At 68.3% G+C, this 17,788-nt stretch carries 15 protein-coding genes; 4 read left to right on the top strand and 11 right to left on the bottom strand.

What is annotated here, in order from left to right; translation table 11 throughout:
- The 7 genes from G3O06_RS03990 to G3O06_RS03960 form a co-directional block, all read right to left on the bottom strand.
- Positions 1-476, bottom strand: a 476-nt coding sequence (locus G3O06_RS03990; protein WP_205815076.1) for a M81 family metallopeptidase, incomplete at its 3' end; no start/stop codon positions are given.
- A complete protein-coding gene (locus G3O06_RS03985) occupies positions 473-1,762 on the bottom strand; it encodes a Zn-dependent hydrolase (protein ID WP_205815075.1) in 1,290 nt (429 codons plus the stop codon). The genes G3O06_RS03990 and G3O06_RS03985, both read right to left, overlap by 4 nt.
- A gap of 34 nt (positions 1,763-1,796) precedes the next feature.
- Positions 1,797-2,498, bottom strand: a complete 702-nt coding sequence (locus tag G3O06_RS03980; RefSeq protein WP_205815074.1) for an ABC transporter ATP-binding protein — start codon at positions 2,496-2,498, stop codon at positions 1,797-1,799.
- Complete coding sequence (locus tag G3O06_RS03975) at positions 2,495-3,262, bottom strand: ABC transporter ATP-binding protein (RefSeq protein ID WP_174981899.1); 768 nt, start codon at positions 3,260-3,262, stop codon at positions 2,495-2,497. Before G3O06_RS03975 ends, G3O06_RS03980 begins: the two co-directional genes overlap by 4 nt.
- A complete protein-coding gene (locus G3O06_RS03970) occupies positions 3,259-4,302 on the bottom strand; it encodes a branched-chain amino acid ABC transporter permease (protein WP_205815073.1) in 1,044 nt (347 codons plus the stop codon). The genes G3O06_RS03975 and G3O06_RS03970 overlap by 4 nt, the downstream gene beginning before the upstream one ends.
- Complete coding sequence (locus G3O06_RS03965) at positions 4,299-5,159, bottom strand: branched-chain amino acid ABC transporter permease (RefSeq protein WP_039355129.1); 861 nt, start codon at positions 5,157-5,159, stop codon at positions 4,299-4,301. The genes G3O06_RS03970 and G3O06_RS03965 overlap by 4 nt, the downstream gene beginning before the upstream one ends.
- 69 nt (positions 5,160-5,228) lie before the next feature.
- Complete coding sequence (locus tag G3O06_RS03960) at positions 5,229-6,437, bottom strand: ABC transporter substrate-binding protein (RefSeq protein WP_174981904.1); 1,209 nt, start codon at positions 6,435-6,437, stop codon at positions 5,229-5,231.
- Between the two features lie 228 nt (positions 6,438-6,665).
- Between G3O06_RS03960 and G3O06_RS03955 the strand changes: the two genes are divergently transcribed.
- Complete coding sequence (locus tag G3O06_RS03955) at positions 6,666-7,520, top strand: FCD domain-containing protein (protein WP_174972344.1); 855 nt, start codon at positions 6,666-6,668, stop codon at positions 7,518-7,520.
- Positions 7,521-7,717: 197 nt separating this feature from the next.
- Here G3O06_RS03955 and G3O06_RS03950 read toward each other — a convergent pair whose 3' ends face one another.
- The 3 genes from G3O06_RS03950 to G3O06_RS03940 are packed head-to-tail and all read right to left on the bottom strand — an operon-like array spanning position 7,718 to position 12,012.
- Positions 7,718-9,142, bottom strand: coding sequence for an aldehyde dehydrogenase family protein (locus G3O06_RS03950; protein ID WP_205815072.1), 1,425 nt, complete (start codon positions 9,140-9,142; stop codon positions 7,718-7,720).
- 30 nt (positions 9,143-9,172) lie between these two features.
- Entirely contained in the window at positions 9,173-10,570 is a 1,398-nt protein-coding gene (locus G3O06_RS03945; RefSeq protein ID WP_205815071.1) for an aspartate aminotransferase family protein, read from the bottom strand.
- Between the two features lie 50 nt (positions 10,571-10,620).
- On the bottom strand, positions 10,621-12,012 hold the full coding sequence (locus G3O06_RS03940) for an APC family permease (protein ID WP_205815070.1): 1,392 nt from the start codon (positions 12,010-12,012) through the stop codon (positions 10,621-10,623).
- A gap of 251 nt (positions 12,013-12,263) precedes the next feature.
- Between G3O06_RS03940 and G3O06_RS03935 the strand changes: the two genes are divergently transcribed.
- Together G3O06_RS03935 and G3O06_RS03930 are read left to right on the top strand one after the other, a co-directional pair.
- Positions 12,264-13,358 carry an AraC family transcriptional regulator gene (locus tag G3O06_RS03935; RefSeq protein ID WP_205815069.1) on the top strand — a complete coding sequence of 365 codons (1,095 nt, stop codon included), beginning with the start codon at positions 12,264-12,266 and terminating at the stop codon, positions 13,356-13,358.
- Between the two features lie 328 nt (positions 13,359-13,686).
- Positions 13,687-16,122: a PEP-utilizing enzyme gene (locus tag G3O06_RS03930; RefSeq protein WP_205815068.1), complete on the top strand. Its 2,436-nt coding sequence runs from the start codon at positions 13,687-13,689 to the stop codon at positions 16,120-16,122.
- 34 nt (positions 16,123-16,156) lie between these two features.
- Here the strand turns inward: G3O06_RS03930 and G3O06_RS03925 are convergent, their stop codons facing one another.
- The gene (locus G3O06_RS03925; protein WP_174981917.1) at positions 16,157-16,531 is read right to left on the bottom strand and encodes a sugar ABC transporter ATPase; all 375 of its coding nucleotides are present in this window, start codon (positions 16,529-16,531) and stop codon (positions 16,157-16,159) included.
- Positions 16,532-16,799: 268 nt separating this feature from the next.
- Between G3O06_RS03925 and G3O06_RS03920 the strand changes: the two genes are divergently transcribed.
- Positions 16,800-17,780 carry a helix-turn-helix domain-containing GNAT family N-acetyltransferase gene (locus G3O06_RS03920; protein ID WP_205815067.1) on the top strand — a complete coding sequence of 327 codons (981 nt, stop codon included), beginning with the start codon at positions 16,800-16,802 and terminating at the stop codon, positions 17,778-17,780.
- The last annotated feature ends 8 nt before the right edge of the window (positions 17,781-17,788 follow it).

Here is a 17,788-nt window from a genome sequence, read left to right as displayed (position 1 = left end):
TGCGGATAAGTCTTGAAACTGACGATCACGTCCGCGTGATCGACCATCTTCTGCGTGACGTTCGCGTGCAGGTCGAGCGCGACCGCGATCGGCGCGCCGGGCAGCGCCGCGCGCACACGTTCGAGCAGGTCGCCCTCGCCGTCCGCGCTCTGCTCGGCGACCATCGCGCCGTGCAGGTCGAGCATCACCGCGTCGCAGCCCGGCGCCGCCGCGACGATCGCGTCGCAGATCGCCGCATACGCATCGGCCGCGACAGGGCCGCTCGGGTTCGCGGCCGCCGATACGGGCGTCACGATCTCGGCGCCTTCCCGCTCGGCCGCGTCGAGGAACGCGGCCATCGCGGTGCGCATCCCGCGATTCGCGCGATACGCATCGTCGCCCCAGTCGGGGCCATGGCGGCCGAACGCGGCGAGCGGCGTCGGCACCGGCGAGAACGTGTTGGTTTCGTGGTTCATCCGGGCGATCAGGATTTTCATCGTGCGCGGCCCTCCGCGATCCCGGCGGCACCCAGCATCGCATGCAGCAACACGTTGCAGCCGGCCTCCAGATGCGCGGGATCGGCGTCCTCGATCTCGTTGTGGCTGATCCCGTCCTTGCACGGCACGAAGATCATCGCGGTCGGCGCGACGCGCGCGAGATACACGGCGTCGTGGCCCGCCCCGCTGATCACGTTCATCGACGACAGCCCGAGCGCGCGCGCGCCCGCGCGAACCTGCTCGACCAGCGTCGCGTCGAACGGCTGCGGCGGGAAGTACACGACCTGTTCGACGTCGATCGGCATGCCGGCCGATGCGCCCAGGTCGGCGCACGCCGCGCGCAGTTCGGCATCCATCGCCGCAAGCGTCGCATCGTCGGCCGCGCGCAGGTCGACGGTCAGCGTCACGCGGCCCGGAATCACGTTGCGCGAATTCGGGTGCACGTCGACCCAGCCGACCGTGCCGCGTCCATGCGGCGGATGCGCGCACGCGATGTCGTTCACCTTGCGCACGAGATCGGACGCGACGAGCAGCGCGTCGCGCCGCAGCGCCATCGGCGTCGGGCCGGCGTGCGCCTCCATGCCGTGCACGGTCACGTCATACCAGCGCTGCCCGAGCGCACCCTCGACCACGCCGATCGTCGTGTCGTGCGCCTCCAGCACCGGGCCCTGCTCGATATGCGCTTCGAAATACGCGCCGACCGCATGCGCGCCGCGCCCGTCGTTCGCATCGCCCGCATAGCCGATCGCAGCCAGTGCGTCGCGCACCGACACGCCGTCGCGGTCGCACTGCGCGAGCGCATGGTCGAGCGTGAACGCGCCCGCGAACACGCCGGAGCCCATCATCACGGGCACGAAGCGCGAACCTTCCTCGTTGGTCCACACCGCGACCTCGAGCGGCGCCCGCGTGCGCACGCCTGCGTCGTCGAGCGTGCGCAGCACTTCGAGACCCGCGAGCACGCCGTAGTTGCCGTCGAACTTGCCGCCGGTCGGCTGCGTGTCGATATGGCTGCCCGTCGTCACGGGCGGCAGGTCGTCGCGTTCGCCCGCGCGCCGCGCGAAGATGTTGCCGATCGCGTCGACGCGCACCGTGCAGCCGGTTTCCTTCGCCCACGCGGTGAACAGGTCGCGGGCCTCGCGATCGAGTTCGGTGAGCGCGAGGCGGCACACGCCCCCTTTGTCGGTCGCGCCGATCCGCGCGAGACGCATCAGGCTGTCCCACAGCCGCGCGCCGTCGACGCGCAAACCGGACGCCGTGACGCCCGATGTCGAATCCTGAACTTGCATCGATGGAATTCCTCGCAATGAAAGGGCGCGGCGCTTACGCGACGCCGACGCCCAGGTAACGATCCTTCACCTCGTGATCGGCCGCGAACGCCGCGTTGCTGCCTTCGTAGACGATCACGCCCTGTTCGATCACGAAGTGGCGGTCGGCGAGCTGCGTGCACACTTCAAGGTTCTGTTCGACGAGCAGGATCGCGACGCCGGCCGCCTTGATCTGCTTCAGCTGCTCGACGATCTCCTCGACGATCACTGGCGCGAGCCCTTCGACCGGCTCGTCGAGCATCAAGAGCCGCGGGTGGTTCATCAGCGCGCGACCGATCGCGAGCATCTGCTGCTCGCCGCCCGACAACTGCGCGCCGCCGTTTCGGCGGCGCTCCTTCAGGCGCGGGAAGATCCGGTAGATGTCGTCGAGCTGCCACGGTGAATCGCGGCGCGCACCGAGCCGCAGGTTCTCCTCGACCGACAGCAGGCGGAAAATCCCGCGATGCTCCGGCACGAAGCACAGGCCGCGCGCGGCGATGCGGTGCGCGGGCTGCCCGGACACCTGCCGGCCCGCGAACGTCACCGTGCCGCCGGTCGGCGCGACGACGCCCGCGATCGTCTTGAGCGTCGTCGACTTGCCCGCGCCGTTGCGGCCGAGCAGCGTCACCGTCTCGCCTTCGTTCACGTTCAGTGAAATGCCCTGCAGGATGTGGCTCTTGCCGTAGCAGGCATGGACTTCCTTCACGTCGAGCATCATGCGCGGCCTCCCGTGATCATGTTGCCGAGATACGCGCTGCGCACGCGCTCGTCGCCGCGAATCGCATCCGGCTTGCCTTCGACCAGCACACGGCCCTGCTGCATCACCGTGATCGTGTCCGAGATGTCCATCACGATGCCCATGTTGTGTTCGATCAGCACGACCGTGTAGTCGTCGCGCAGGCCGCGGATCAGCGCCTTCATGTCGTCGAGATCGTCGATCCCCATGCCCGACGTCGGCTCGTCGAGAAAGATCGCGCGCGGTCGCGCCGCCAGCGCCATCCCGACCTCGAGCCGGCGCTGCTGGCCGTGCGACAGCACGCCGGCCGCCGTATCGGCGAAGCGTTGCAGGCCGAGCCGCTCGAGCACGTCGTCGACGATGCCGTCGTGCGCAAGCGCACCGCGCGGCGGCGCCCACGGATTCAGCGCACGCCGCGATTCGACGCCCTGCGCGGCGACGCGCAGGTTCTCGCGCACGCTCAGGTTCGGAAACAGGCTCGTCACCTGGAACGAGCGCGCGATGCCGCGCCGCACGCGCCGGTGATCGGGTTCTCGCGACACGTCGTGACCGTCGAACAGGATCGAGCCCGACGTGATCGGCAGCGTGCCCGTCAACGTATGGAACAGCGTCGTCTTGCCCGCACCGTTCGGCCCGATCACCGAATGCACGGTGCGCGGCATGATCCGCAGATCGACGCCGCCCAGCGCCGTGAACTTGCCGTAGCGCTTGACGATGCCGCGCGCCTCGAGAATCGCTTCGCTCATTGCCGCTCCCCGGTCGTCGCCGCCGTGCGTCCGCCGCGTCGCAGCGACACGACGACGCGTTCACCCAATCCCCACAACCCGCGCTGCACGAACAGGCTGACCGCGATCAGCACGAGGCCGAGCAGCAGCAGCCAGCGCGGCCACAGCGTCGACAGCCAGTCCGCGAACAGCACGTAGAACGCAGCGCCGAGCACCGACGCGAACAGGTTGCCCGTGCCGCCGATCACCGTCATCACGAGGATCATCTCGCTCGTGTGATAGTCGATGTTCGACAGCGGCGCGATGCCCGTCATCAACGCGTGCAGCGCACCCGCGAATCCCGTCACCGCACCCGAGATCACGAACGCCGCGAGCTTGAAGCGCTTCACGTCGTAACCGGCCGCCGCCGCACGTGCTTCGTTGTCGCGGATCGCGAGCAGCGTACGGCCGAACACCGAGCGCGACACGCGCAACAGCAGCCAGAACACCGCGACGAACAGCACCGCGACGAAGCCGTAGTAGCGCCACGGCGAATCGAGTGAAACGAGCGGATGCCCGAACAAGGACAGCGCGGGGCGCGGGATGTCGAGCAGCCCGTTGTCGCCGCCCGTGACGTCCGGCGTCGTGTAGGCGAGAAAGTAGAATAGCTGACCGAACGCGAGCGTCAGCATCACGAAGTAAGTGCCGCGCTGCCGGATCGAGAACCAGCCGACGAGCGCGGCCGCGACGGCACCGAGCACGGTGGCCGCAACCAGCGCGGCGGTCACCGATGCGACGCCGTGCGTCAGCACCAGCCCCGCCGCGTAGCTGCCGAGCCCGAAGAAGATGCCCTGCCCGAACGACAGCAGCCCCGTGTAGCCGAGCAGCAGGTTGCAGCCGAGCGCGGCGAGCGCGAACACCAGCACCTCGGTCGCGAGCGAGCCCGAGCTCAGCGCAACCGGCAGCACGCACACGACGGCCACCGCGAGCCAGCCTTCCGGCCGTTGCAGCGCGCCGCGCCACGGCTGCGGGCGTGACGTGGCCGCGGTCACGGGCGGCAGCGGTTTCGACGATTCAATCATGCAGCCCTCCCCAGCAACCCGTTCGGACGCAACAGCAGCACCGCCGCCATCGCGACATAGATCATCAGCCGCGCGCCTTCCGGCCACAGCGTGCTCATCAGGCTCTGCACGATGCCGACCAGCAGCCCGCCGACCAGTGCCCCGAGAAAATTCCCCATCCCGCCGACGACGACCACGACGAACGCGACGCCGAGCGCCTCGATGCCCATGAACGGATCGACGCCGCGGATCGGTGCGGCGAGCACGCCCGCGAGCGCCGCCGTCGCCGCGCCGAGCGCGAACACGAGGCTGAACACGCGCGTCACGTTGATGCCGAGCAGCGACACCATCTCCGACGATTCGCTGCCCGCGCGCACCGTGCTGCCGAGCCGCGTGCCTTCGAGCACCCACCACAGCAACGCGGCGAGCACGGCCGTGAACGCGATCACGAACAGCCGGTATTTCGGGTAGACGAAGCCGCCCCAGATCACGACGCCGTTCAGCGCGTCGGGCGGCGGCACGTTGTCGCCGAGCGGGCCCCACGCGAGGATGGCGCACTCCTGCAGCACGAGCGCGAGCCCGACCGTGGCCAGGATGTGGAATTCGTGCTGCTGCGCGTACACATGACGCAGCACGAGCTTTTCGACGCTCCACGCGAACGCGCCAACGACGAGCGGCACGACCGCGAGCGCGACCCAGAAATTCGCCGACCATTGCAGCGCCTGGTAGCAGAGATACGCGCCGAGCAGGTAGAACGCGCCGTGAGCGAAATTCACGAAGCGCAGCAGGCCGAACACGATCGACAGGCCGACGGCGAGCAGGAAATACAGCATGCCCACGCCGATGCCGTTGACGATCTGCAGCAGATAGACGTTCATGGCTTCCGTGTCAGAAAGGAAGGTAACGGACGTCCGCGGCGCACGAAGGCCGCGGACGCATGCACTGCGTCACGCGAGCTTGCAGCTCGTCTTGTCGACCGGCAGAAACGACTGGCCCGAGCTGACGATGTCCGCGTAATCGTCCGCGCTCTTCATCCGGCTCTTCGGCTTGCCCTTCAGCAGGTAGTAGTTCTTCAGCACCTGGTGGTCGCCCTTGCGGATTTCCTCCGGGCCGGTGAGGCCGTCGTACTTCATGCCTTCCATCGCCGCGACGACCTTCTTCGGATCGGCGCTGCCGGCCTTCACCATCGCGTCGACCAGGATCTTCGAGCAGATGTACGAACCCGCGAGGCTGTAGTTCGGGTTCGCCTTGAACGTGGCGTTCGCGCGCTTCACGAGGTCGCGGTTCAGCGGCGAATCGATGCCGTGCCAGTACTGCGCGCCGAAATACACGCCGTCGCAGATGTCGGGCCCGAGCGCCTCGAACTGCTCGAGGCCCGACGCCCACGCGAGCAGGATCGTGCAGTTGCGCTTCATCCCGAAGCTGACGGCCTGGCGCAGCGTGTCCGACGATTGCGAGCCGAAGTTCAGGATCAGCAGCACGTCCGGCTGCGCGGCCGCCGCGTTCGTCAGGTAGCCGCTGAACTCCTTCTCCGCAAGCGAGTGGTAGCTGTTGCCGACATGCTCGATGCCCTTTTCCTTGAAGATCGCCTTCGCGGCCGACAGCAGGCCGTCGCCGAACACGTATTGAGGCGTGATCGTGTACCAGCGCTTCGCCTTCGGCAGCATCTGCGTCAACGGGCGCACCGTCTGCTCGATCGCGCCGAAGGTCGGCACCGACCAGCGGAACGTCGCGGCATTGCAATCCTTGCCGGTGATCTCGTCCGCGCCGGCCGTCGTGATGAACACGCCGCCCGCCTTCTGGACTTCCTTGCCCATCGCCAGCGATTCGGACGACAGGATGCCGCCCGCGAAGAAACGCACGCCCTTCTGCTGCGCGATCTCCTGCACGCGCCGCACGGCGGTCGCGGGCTTGCCCTCGGTGTCGAGCGCCGTATAGGCGAGCGGCGCGCCGAGCACCTTGCCGTATTGCTGGACGACGAGCTGCATGCCGAGATCGGCGTACTTGCCGTTGGCGGCGAACGGCCCCGACATCGGCACCGGGCACGCCAGTTGGATGGATGAACCCTGCGCGAACGCGGCACGGGACGACATGCTGCCGAGCGCACCCGGCACGGCCGACAACGCGGCCAGTTTCAACAGTTCTCGGCGATTCAAGTTGACGCTCCTGATAAAGGGGGACACACGCGATGCGACCGACTGCCAAACCGTGCCCACGCCCTGCAGGATGCGCGCCGCCGGTTGATCCTATTTATCATGATAAATAGAATGAACCTGATGCTAGAGTTGATCAAAATTGGTGTCAATCAGGCAAAATTCCCTACCTGCGCCGGAACGGATCGTCGACGATGACGCGGCGCGCAGTCAGACAAAGGAGTCGTGAAGATGGTCATGGACCGAGCCAGGGCGGGCCTCGCGGTCGAAATCAAGCAGCCGAAGCGGGCCGACCTCGTCGCCGAGGAGATCAAGCGGCTGATCACCGAGAAGGACTTGAAGCCGGGCGACCGCCTGCCGCGCGAAGCCGAGCTGCAGCAGCTCTATGCAGTGAGCAAGAGCACGATCCGCGAGGCGCTGAAGTCGCTCGAGGTGCAGGGGCTCATCAAGGTCACGACGGGGCCGTCGGGCGGCGGGATGGTCGTCGAGGTGCCGCTCGACCGCACGCTGCAGCTCCTGCAGAACTACCTGTTCTTCAAGGACGTGACGATCGACGACATCTATACCGTGCGCAAGCTGCTCGAACCCGAGCTGGCGGCCGGTGCCGTGCCGCACCTGAGCGAGCGCGACTTCGCGGCGCTGGAGGCGAACATCGCGTGCTGCGACGGCGCGTCGGGCGTGCACGATCGCGGCCACATGCTGCGCCAGCGGCAGGAGGACACGACGTTCCACGACATCCTCGCGGCCGCGAACCCGAACCCGTTCCTGCGCTTCAGCTGCGAGCTGATCAACGAGATGATCCGGCAGCTGATCGAGTTCCGGAACGATACGCCGCTCGTGGAGCACAAGCGCTTCGGCGAGGCGAACGTGTCGATCCACAAGGCGATCCTGCAGGCCGCGCGCGAGCGCGACGCGGAACGTGTCCGGGCGCTGATGGTCGAGCACATGACCGAGGCGCCCAAGCATGTGAAGCGGATGAAGGGCAAACTGCGCGGGCGGTTGATCCTCGACTCCGAGATCCGCCGTCGGGCCGCCGCGCCCGTTGTGGGATCCGAAGCGAGCGCATCGGATCCCGAGGAGGACTGATCGTCGGCGAGCGCGGCGTCGGCTCGACGCCGCGTGCTTCGCAGCGCACGGGATGCGTCAGCCGCGCCATGGATGCCGGGGAGGCTCCGGCCTGGTACGGTCGCTACGGCCGGACGCCGCGAGCGGCGTCGACACCGGCGAATACGCATCCGTGTCTCGCTTTCCCCGGGCGACCGGGATCGTCATCGCCCGTACGCTCAAGCGTACCCCGTCGTGCCCTTCGTCTCCAGATACTCGACGAGGCCGAACTCCGCATACTCGCGGCCGTTGCCCGAGCGCTTGTAGCCGCCGAACGGCGCGGCCGGATTCCACGGCGGGTAGTTGATGTGGACATTGCCGACCCGCAGCCGCGCCGCCACCCTGCGCGCCCGCTCGATATCCTTCGACTGCACGTAGGCCGCGAGCCCGTAGACCGAATCGTTCGCGAGCGCGATGGCCTCGTCCTCGGTGCGGTAGGTCATGATCGCGAGCACCGGCCCGAAGATCTCCTCGCGCGCGATCGTCATGTCCGGCGTGACGTTCGAGAACACCGTCGGCCGCACGTAGAACCCGTCGCCGAGCCCGTCCGGCCGCCCCGGGCCGCCGGCAACGAGCGTCGCGCCTTCCTCGATCCCGAGCCGGATGAAGTGCTGGATGCGGTCGAACTGCGTACGGCTGACCACCGGCCCGATGCCGGTTTCCGTCGAACGCGGATCGCCGACGACCGTGCGCTCCGCCTCCCGGCGTGCGGCCTGCTCCGCCAGCACGAGATGGTCGACATGCACGAACATGCGCGTCGGCGCATTGCACGACTGGCCGCTGTTGCCGAAACAGCTGCGCGCGCCGCGCGTGACCGCATCCTCGATATCGGCGTCGGGCAGGATCAGGTTCGGGCTCTTGCTGCCGAGCTCCTGGTGCACGCGCTTCACGGTATCGGCGGCGGCCTTCGCGACCTCGACGCCCGCGCGCGTCGAACCCGTGAACGACACCATGTCGACATCCGGATGCCGCGACAGCGCGTCGCCCACTTCATGCCCGTAGCCGTGCACGAGGTTGAACACGCCGGGCGGCACGCCGGCTTCGTGCAGGATCTCCGCGAACAGGATCGCGCTGAACGGCGCGATCTCGCTCGGCTTGAGCACCATCGTGCAGCCGGCCGCGAGCGCCGGCGCGACCTTGCACACGATCTGGTTGATCGGCCAGTTCCACGGCGTGATCAGCGCGCATACGCCGATCGGCTCGTGCGACACCAGCAGCGAATCGGTCTGCGTGCTGAAACGGAACGACCGCAACGCACGGATCGTCTGTTCGAGATGGGCGGTGCCGACCGCGGCCTGAGCCGCGCGCGCGAATGCGATCGGCGCGCCCATCTCCTGGCTGATCGTCTGCGCAACCTCCTCGTAGCGGCGCTGGTAGATGTCGAGCACGCGCCGCAGCAGCGCGACGCGCTCGTCCACCGGCCAGCGCGAATACGTGTCGAAAGCCTGTTTCGCCGCGCCGACCGCGCGATCGACGTCGGCCGCACCGCCGATCCTGAGTTGCGCATACGGCCGTGCGGTAGCCGGATCGATCACGTCGATCGATCGTGCATCGGCCGGATCGAGCCACTGGCCGTCGATATAGGACTGTTGTGACGTTCGCATCGAATGCTCCTGAAATGAAGGACGCCGCGCTCAGCGCGTCGCCCGTGCATAGGCGTCGACGAGGATATCGCGGATCTGCGCGACGAACCACACGATCTCGTCGCGCGACATCACGAGCGGCGGCGAGAACTGCACGATCGGCGTGCCTTCGTGATCGACGCCCGCGCGGCACAGCAGCCCCGCGTCGAAGATCGCGGGCGCGAGCAGCGTCGACACGAACGCCTGCGCGCTGATACCGGCCGCCCAGCGGCGCGCGGCCTTGTCGGTCACGAGTTCGAGCGAGTAGTGGTAGCCGTCGCCGCGCACGTCGCCGACGCACGGCAGTTCGAGCAGGCCGTCGAGGGTCCGGCGGAACACCGCTTCGTTGCTGCGGACGTTCTCGAGCACGCCTTCGCGCTCCATGATCGCGAGGTTCGCGAGCGCGGCCGTGCACGCGACAGGGTGGCCCCCGTACGTCGCGCCGTGCAGGAACATCTGCTGCGGGCCGTCGAGCACCGTGTCGACGACCGCGTCGCTCGCGATCACGCCGCCGAGCGGCACGTAGCCCGACGCGATGCCTTTGGCGAACGTGATGATGTCCGGCTTCAGCCCGTAGCGCGCGGAGCCGAAATATTCGCCGAGCCGGCCGAACCCGCAGATCACCTCGTCCGCGACGAGCAGCACGCCGTGCCGGTCGCAGATGTCGCGCAGCCCGGCCGCGTAACCGGCCGGCGGCGTCAGGCTGCCGCCCGCGTTCTGCAGCGGCTCGACGACGATCGCGGCGACGGTATCCGGCCCTTCCTGCACGATCAGCGATTCGATCTCGTCGAGCAGGTGGCGCGTGAACTGCGCTTCCGTCTCGCCAACCGGGCGGCCGTAGCGCTTCGTGTTACCCACGTGCCGCACGCCCGACATCAGCGGCTCGAAATGCTTGCGGAAGTTCGTCATCCCGTTCAGCGCGAGCGCGCCGAACGACGTGCCGTGATACGCGACGCGCCGCGCGATGAACTTGCGCCGCTGCGGCTCGCCGCGCGACTGGTGGTACTGGCGCACCAGCTTGATCGCCGATTCGTTCGACTCCGACCCGCTCGACGTGAAGAACACGCGGTTCAGCCCTTCCGGCGCGAGCGCCGCGAGCTTGTGCGCGAGCCTGATCGCCGGCTCGTGGCCCACCCCCCAGTTGGTCGCGAACGGCAGCCGCACCATCTGCTCGCGGATCGCGTCGCCGATCTCCGCGCCGTGGCTGTAGCCGACCTGCACGCAGTACAGCCCGGCCAGCCCGTCGAAGTAGCGCTTGCCGTTGCGGTCGACGAGCCAGCAGCCTTCGCCGCGGTCGAACACGGTCAGCGCGTGGTCGCGATACGCATCGGCATGCGTGAAATGCATCAGCAGGTGGCGTTTGCCGAGGGCCTGCAGGTCCGCATCGAGATTGACGTCAACAGCGTTCATGGGTCGTTCCTCCTTCAGGGTTACAAGTCCGGCGCAGCGCGTCCGGTCATTCAATTCATCGACAGCGTCGGCGCCGGGCGCGTGAAGCCGCGCGTCAGCCACACGAGCTGGCAGAGTCCGAGCACGAGCCAGCCGGTGCCGACGTAGAACGTCTGGCGCGACAGGCCCGACCACAGCCACACGTTCATCGCGAAGCCGAGCGCCGGCATTACGCCGAACGTGATCCAGCCCGCGAGGCGGCGATGCTCGGGGCGGCACAGATAGCTGCGCATCACGCACAGGTTCACGACCGCGAACGCGACGAGCGCACCGAAGCTGATCATCGTCGACGCAAGATCCAGCGTGATGAACAGCGCGGACAGCGACACGATGCCGACCGCGAGCGTCGCGCGCACCGGCGTGCGCAGCCGCGCATGCAGGTGGCCGAATACGCGTTCGGGCAGCACCCGGTCGCGGCCCATCGCGAACAGCACGCGCGTCACGCTCGCCTGCCCGGCCATCGCGCTCGCGAAACAGCCGGCCACGTACACCGCGACGAAGAACGCCGACAGCGTGCCGCCGCCGATGCGCCGCATCAGTTCGAGGCTGGCCGAATCGAGATCCTTGAATGCGCGCCAGTCGGGAAACACCACTTGCCCGACGTAGGCGACCAGCATGAACAGCACGCCGCTCGCGAGCGTGCAGAGCAGGATCGCGCGCGGCACCGTGCGCTTCGGCTCGCGCGTTTCCTCCGACAGCGTGGTGACCGCATCGAAGCCAAGGAACGACAGGCACAGGATCGCGGCCCCGGCGAAGATCCCGCGCGCATCGCCCGACGACGGCAGCGCGACGGCCATCGACAACCCTTCTCCGGCCGTGACCCGCGCCGATGCGATCACGAAGATCGCGATGAACACCAGCTGGCTCGCGATCAGGATCAGGTTCACGCGATTGACGAGCCGGATGCCGACGATGTTCAGCCCGGTGATCAGCACGATGCTGCCGACGATCCACACGCTGGCCGGCACGCCGGGGAAAATCTGCTTCATGTAGATGCCGATCGCGAGGTAGCTGATCATCGGGATGAACAGGTAGTCCATCAGCAATGCCCAGCCGACCATGAAGCCGGCCGACGTGCCGAAGTTGCGGCTCGCGAACGTATAGGCGGACCCGGCGCTCGGCATCAGCCGCGCCATGTGGCCGTAGCTGCGCGCGGTGAACAGCATCGCGACCAGCGTGACCGCATACGCGGCCGTCAGGTGCCCGTTCGTCTCGCTCGTGACGATCCCGTAGGTCGTGAACACCGTCATCGGCAGCATGTACGCGAGGCCGAAAATCACCAGCGTCGCGAGTCCGAGCAGGTGCGGCTTGCGGCGGTCGTCCGCGTCGCCGCGAAGCACGTGCGCGCCGAAGTCGTGCGTCGCGGCGGCTGATGTGTATCGGCCCGGGCTGTCGTTGTCCATGCTGTCCTCACGTGGGTGGCGTTCACGGCTTCAACACTCGTTCGCCCGGCTCGGCCGGCGGCGTACGACTGGGAGAAAGTGTGGTGCGCCAAAAAATCGGCCACGAATGAGAAAAGCGGACGTAATCAGGGGATATTTCCGGACACACCGCCGCGCATCGCGCCGGCGAGTCATGCATGGTGCTGTGCCGCACTGGCGTTTTGCGGACATTCCGGCTATGTTCTACGCGACCCCGTCGCCCCGTCAGCACCATGGACAGCCGTTCCCATCGAAACCAGAGCCGGGCCGAGCGCAGCCTGCGTTCGTCGCTCGGCCTCGCGCGCCCGGCCGGGCGCCAGGAGGACATTCCCGCCACCGTCCATGCGATCGCAGTCGCGCTGGACGAGTGCCGCGTGCGGCATATCGACGGTGCCGCGCTGCTCGAAGGCACGGGGCTCGGCGCGGACGAAGTCGCGTCGCCGAACCTGCACGTGAATCGCGGCCAGGAGCAGCGCTGCTTCCACAACCTGCTGCAGCGCAGCGGCGTGCCGTCGATCGGGCTGTCGATCGGTGCGCGGCTGCACGTGTCGACGCTCGGCCTCGCCGGCTACGCGATGCTGATCAGCGGCTCGGTGATGCAGGCGTTCCGGTGCATGGGGCAGTTTCCGCTGTTCATGGGGCTGTATTTCGACGTGCGTATCGATGCGCATGCGGACGGCATGAGCGTGACGATCAGCCGCTACAACGGCGAGCCCGATCTCGAGGTGTTCCAGGTCGACATGTGCCTGTCGAGCCTGCGCCTGATCGTGTCCGATCTCGTCGGCAAGCCGGTCTGGCCCGCGCAGGTGCAACTCGCGCGCCGCACGCCGCGCAACGCGGCCGACTACACGCGCCACTTCGGTTGCAAGATCGCGTTCAATGCGGGCGACAACCGGCTCGTGTTCACGTCGGTGAACGGCACGGAGATGCCGCTTCTCGCGAACGAAGTCAGCTTCAATGCGCTGCATGGCCAGTGCGAGGCGCTCGAACGGCAGTGGGCCGCGTCGGTCGGCACGCGCTTCGCCGATCGCGCGAAGGAGCTGATGGCGCGCGATCTCACGCGTTTCAAGTCGATGACGTCGCTCGCGAACGCGCTGCACCTGACGGAGCGCACGCTGCGCCGCCGGCTCGACAAGGACGGTCTCACGTTCCAGGCGCTGCTCGACGACGTGCGCCGCGACGAGGCGGTGCGGATGCTCGACGACCCGGAGCTGACGGTCGCGGCCATTGCGGAACGTCTCGGCTACAGCGAGCCGCGCAGCTTTCGCCATGCTTATCGGCGCTGGACCGGGCGCACGCCGCGCGCCGGCGTGGACTCCGACGCGTGAGGCGCAATGGGTGCTCGTTCAGAAACCTGCAGCGGAAACCTTCACGACGAACCACGGCAAGCCGGTTTCATTGCCGGCATCAGGGCTTCCCGCACACGTAGTTCATGACCAGCGTCTGTATCGAGTCGCGCTGGACACAGCGGCAGTCATCCGAATCGACTCGCGTAGAATGCCCGCAACAATCAAGCCGAGCGGGGCCACGCCTCCATTCCACTCGCACCGGCGCCACGCGAACAAGACAACACGAACAAGACCCGCGGCATCCGTCGACGGCGCCGCCCTGACCGGGCATGCGCCACCGCGACGATCGCCCGCCGACGACGCCTCCATGAGCAAACCGATCCTGTACCTCCTCGCCGGCAACGGCAGCGCGGCCGACTGGTGGGACGATGCACTGCCCCACTTCCGGCATTACCGGCCCGTGCCGCTGGAACTGCCGGGCTTCGGCGACAACACCGCGCCGCCCTGCGAAGATCTCGCCGCGTATGCACAGGCGCTGCTGGACGCCACCGAGCCGGGCCACGCGATCATGGCGGTCGGCGTGAATGCGCTGCTGGTGCTGCACGCGCTGCAGCGACGCCCCGGCCACTTCGGCCGCAGCGTGCTGCTCGCGCCTGTCGGGGCGTTCCTGTGGGAACGGCGCCTGCCGAAACTGATGGCGCCGAAACCGCTGCGCAAGACGATCCACTGGCTGCTCGCGCACTACCCGACGCTGTTTGCCCGCAAGTTCTCGAACCTGACCTGGACGCGGGCCCAGTACCGCCGCATGGCCGCCGGCTATGCGCGCTGCCGCGCATTCCTGCCGCACTGGGATCTCGTGCGCGCCGATACCGCGCTGCCGCTGCTCGAGTGGGTCAGCGATCGCATCGAACTCGTGTGGGGCGATCAGGACAACGTGCTCGGCGTGCGCCAGGCCGCCGCGTGGTCGGCCATCCTCGCGCGCGCCGACCTCACCGTCACGCTGCAGGCCGGCTGGGGACACTATCCGTGGATCGATGCTCCGGCGGCGTTCGTGCATTGGCTCGAAGCCGGTGACGCCGGCTTCGTCGCGCACACCAAGGGCGGGCGCCTGGCCCTGGCCACGATGGCCGGCCTGCCCGTGCCGCCCGCGCTGTCGCTGACCCGCGCCGACGATCCGCGCCTGCCCGGCTTTCTCGCGAGCCAGCCCGACGCCGAGTGGGCGATCCGCTCGTCGAGCCACGGCGAAGACCAAGCCGATGCGGCCAACGCGGGCCTGCACACGACGTTCCTGCGCGTGCCGGCGTCGCAGGCAGCCGCGCGCGTGGCCGAACTGCTCGACGGCGGCCTCGAGGAAACGGTCGTGCAGCGCTTCATCACGCCCGTGCTGTCCGGCATCGCATTCGTGCGCCATCTCGCGGTCGAAGTCGAATGGGTGGAAGGCCACCTCGAAACGCTCGCCGACGGGCAGGCCAGCCCGCAACGCGCGATCCTGTCGCGGCTCGGCGAACCCTGGCAACGCGGCACGTTCCCGACCGCGCACGGGCTGAGCGCGACGCAGCTGTGGGCCTTCCTGCAACGCGTGCTGCGTGCGTTCCACTACGTGCCGGGCGATGTCGAATGGGCGTGGGACGGCAAGCAGCTGTGGCTGCTGCAGTACCGCCCGATCAGCAGCTACGGCTGGCACCGGCACCTGACCGCCGCGAACATCGCCGAGATCCTGCCGCCGCAGCCCAGCCGGCTGGTCGAATATGCGCAACGGCGCGCGGCCGGCAGCATTCCGGCCATCATGGCGCGCTGGGATGCACGCATACTGCAGGACAACGAACCATTCACCGCGCTTTATGGCGGCGCGTCGTACATCAACAACGACCTGTTCCTCGCCCGCCTCGCCGACTGGGGCGTGTCGGCCGGCAACTACAGCGGCGAGATCGGCGGCGCGACACCACCGCTGCGCTGGCGCCCGCTGCGGCTGCTGCGTTCGCTGCCGGTGTTCTGGCGCATGCTGCGCGTCGCGCGCGGGCACCTGCCGACGCTCGAGCGCGGCTTGCAGCGCTTCGACCAGGAACTCGCGACGCTCGTCGAGCGACGCGCCGACGGCCAGCAACTGGCCGACTGGTTCACGCGCTTCTACGTGTTCGTCGTGCAGGGCAACCTGTGCATCGCGTCATCGCTGGCCAGCAGCGGCGGCGCACTGTGGGGCCGTCCGCCGACTGCGTACGGCCAGCTCGACGACAGCCCGCATCGCCTGCCGTGGGAAACCGATCCGGGCACCGCACGGCCCGCGCCCACCAGTCTGCCGCTGCAGGCGTTTCCCGACTGGCCATTGCCGATCCGCGTACTCCACGCGCTCGGCGCCCCCGGCATGCGCGGCTGGTATCTGCAGGTGCGCGAGTGGTATCGCGACAACCTGATGCGCGTGTTCTTCCGCCTGCATCATGCGATGCCGGCCGCCGACCGCGACGTGTGGTTCGCGCCCCATCCCGAGCGCCGCGAACGCAACGGCAGCTTCTGGCAGGACGGCAGCGAAGGCACCGACGAGGCGGCCGGCTTCATGATCTATCCGGGCCATACGCAGGGTGTGCTCGGCCACGACATCCTGCTGGAAGACACGCTCGATCCGGGCCGGCACGCGCAGTACCAGGCCGCGCGCGCCGTGATCGCGCGCATGGGCGGCCGGCTGTCGCACGGCGCGACGCTGCTGCGCGAGCTGCGCAAGCCGTCCGCCGTGCTGCCGCGCGTCGATGCCGCATGGATCGGGCGCGAGGTGCGGCTCAGCGACGGCCGGCTGGAGCTGGTCGAATAAGCGCGGCGCGGCCGCCGCGTGCCTGAGCCGGTACTCAGCGCACCGGCGTGCGGACTTTCCCGTCGACCTTCAGCGTGCGCCGGTCGTGCGCGGCTTCGTATTCGACCGTCTGCGCGGGCGTGACGGCGCCGTACGAACGGCCGTTCACATAGACGGTGCCGTCCCGCAGTTCAACCCGGTCGCCGTTGACCGTCGCGGTGGCCCGTTCGCCCTGCAGCACCGCGCCCGAACAACCGGCGGTCGAAAAGCTGCGGACCGACGTGCCCGGCATCGCGGCGATCCCGCCCTGATCCGCCGCATGCGCCGCGCTGCAAGGCGGCGCATCCATGCTGCCGGCAGCGTGGACCGCGCCGGCGCTGATGCCGCATCCGGCAAGCAACGCAATCGTCATCGGCTTCAGATGGTTCATGGTGAGCTCCGTTGTCCGCCGCCGCGGATCGATGACCGGCCGACGCCCGTGTTCGCATGACGGGCCGTCCGGATACACCCAAGTATGCGTCCGGTTCGCGGCACTCCGCCAGCCGCGCCAGTACCACTCGCCGCCGCCTTGGTTCGCTCCGGCTCCGGCCTCCGGAAACACCTCCGTCGGCATAACCCGTCCACCTGAAAATCCGCCTTGATCAAGTTGCGACTCGCAACTATTATTGATTGCGATCCGCAACCTTTTCGGGCCAACCATGGACCTCATCGACGCTCCCGCCAAGCCTCGCGAAGCCACCATCCTCGAGCTGCGCGACTTTTCCCGCAAACTGGTTCGCGAGCTCGGCTTCATGCGCGCGACGCTGGCCGACAGCGACTGGGCGCCTTCGGCGGTGCACGCGATCCTCGAGATCGGGATGGCGCCCGGCATCAACGCCCGCGACCTGGGCAACATCCTGCGGCTGGACAAATCGAACACGAGCCGGCAACTCGCGCGGCTCGAGGCGGCCGGTGTCGTGGAGCGGCGCGTGTCGAGCGACGATGCGCGCGCGACCGAGCTGTACCTGACCGCCGACGGGAAAAAGCTCCAGAAGCGAATCGACACGTTCGCGACCGACCAGGTGTCGAATGCGCTGCGCCGCATGGTGCCCGCCGACCAGCAGACGCTGCTGCGCTCGCTCGCGCTATATGCCGATGCGCTCGCGCAGGACAACGCCGCCAAGGCGCCCGCCGCGGCACTCGATGCGCCGTCGATCCGCGAAGGCTACCAGCCGGGCTGCATCGGCGATATCGCGAGCCTTCACGCGCGCTTTTATTCCGAACACTGGGGCTTCGGCGCCTTTTTTGAAAAGCGGGTGGCGACCGAACTGGCCGAGTTCGCCGGTGCGCTGCCGGCCGACGGCAAGGCGCTCTGGCTGTGCCAGGAAGACGGTCGGACACTCGCGTCGCTCGCGATCGACGGCGACCCGGCAACGGGCGTCGCGCACCTGCGCTGGTTCATCGTGAACGACGCGCTGCGCGGGTCGGGCATCGGGCGCCGGCTCATGACGGAAGCCATGCGCTTCGTCGACGCGCAGCGGTTTCGCGAAACCTATCTGTGGACGTTCAAGGGTCTGGATTCGGCGCGCCATCTGTACGAGTCGTTCGGCTTCACGCTGACCGGCGAATCCGCGGGCACGCAATGGGGAACCGAAGTGGTCGAGCAGCGCTTCAGCCGGCCGGGGCCATCGGGCGGTTGAGAGTCGGC

This window comes from Burkholderia sp. Ac-20345 (genome assembly GCF_017104825.1).
GTDB lineage: Bacteria > Pseudomonadota > Gammaproteobacteria > Burkholderiales > Burkholderiaceae > Burkholderia > Burkholderia lata_B.
The sequence above is the reverse complement of the archived record's forward strand: the minus strand, read 5'-3'. Positions and strand labels throughout refer to the sequence as shown.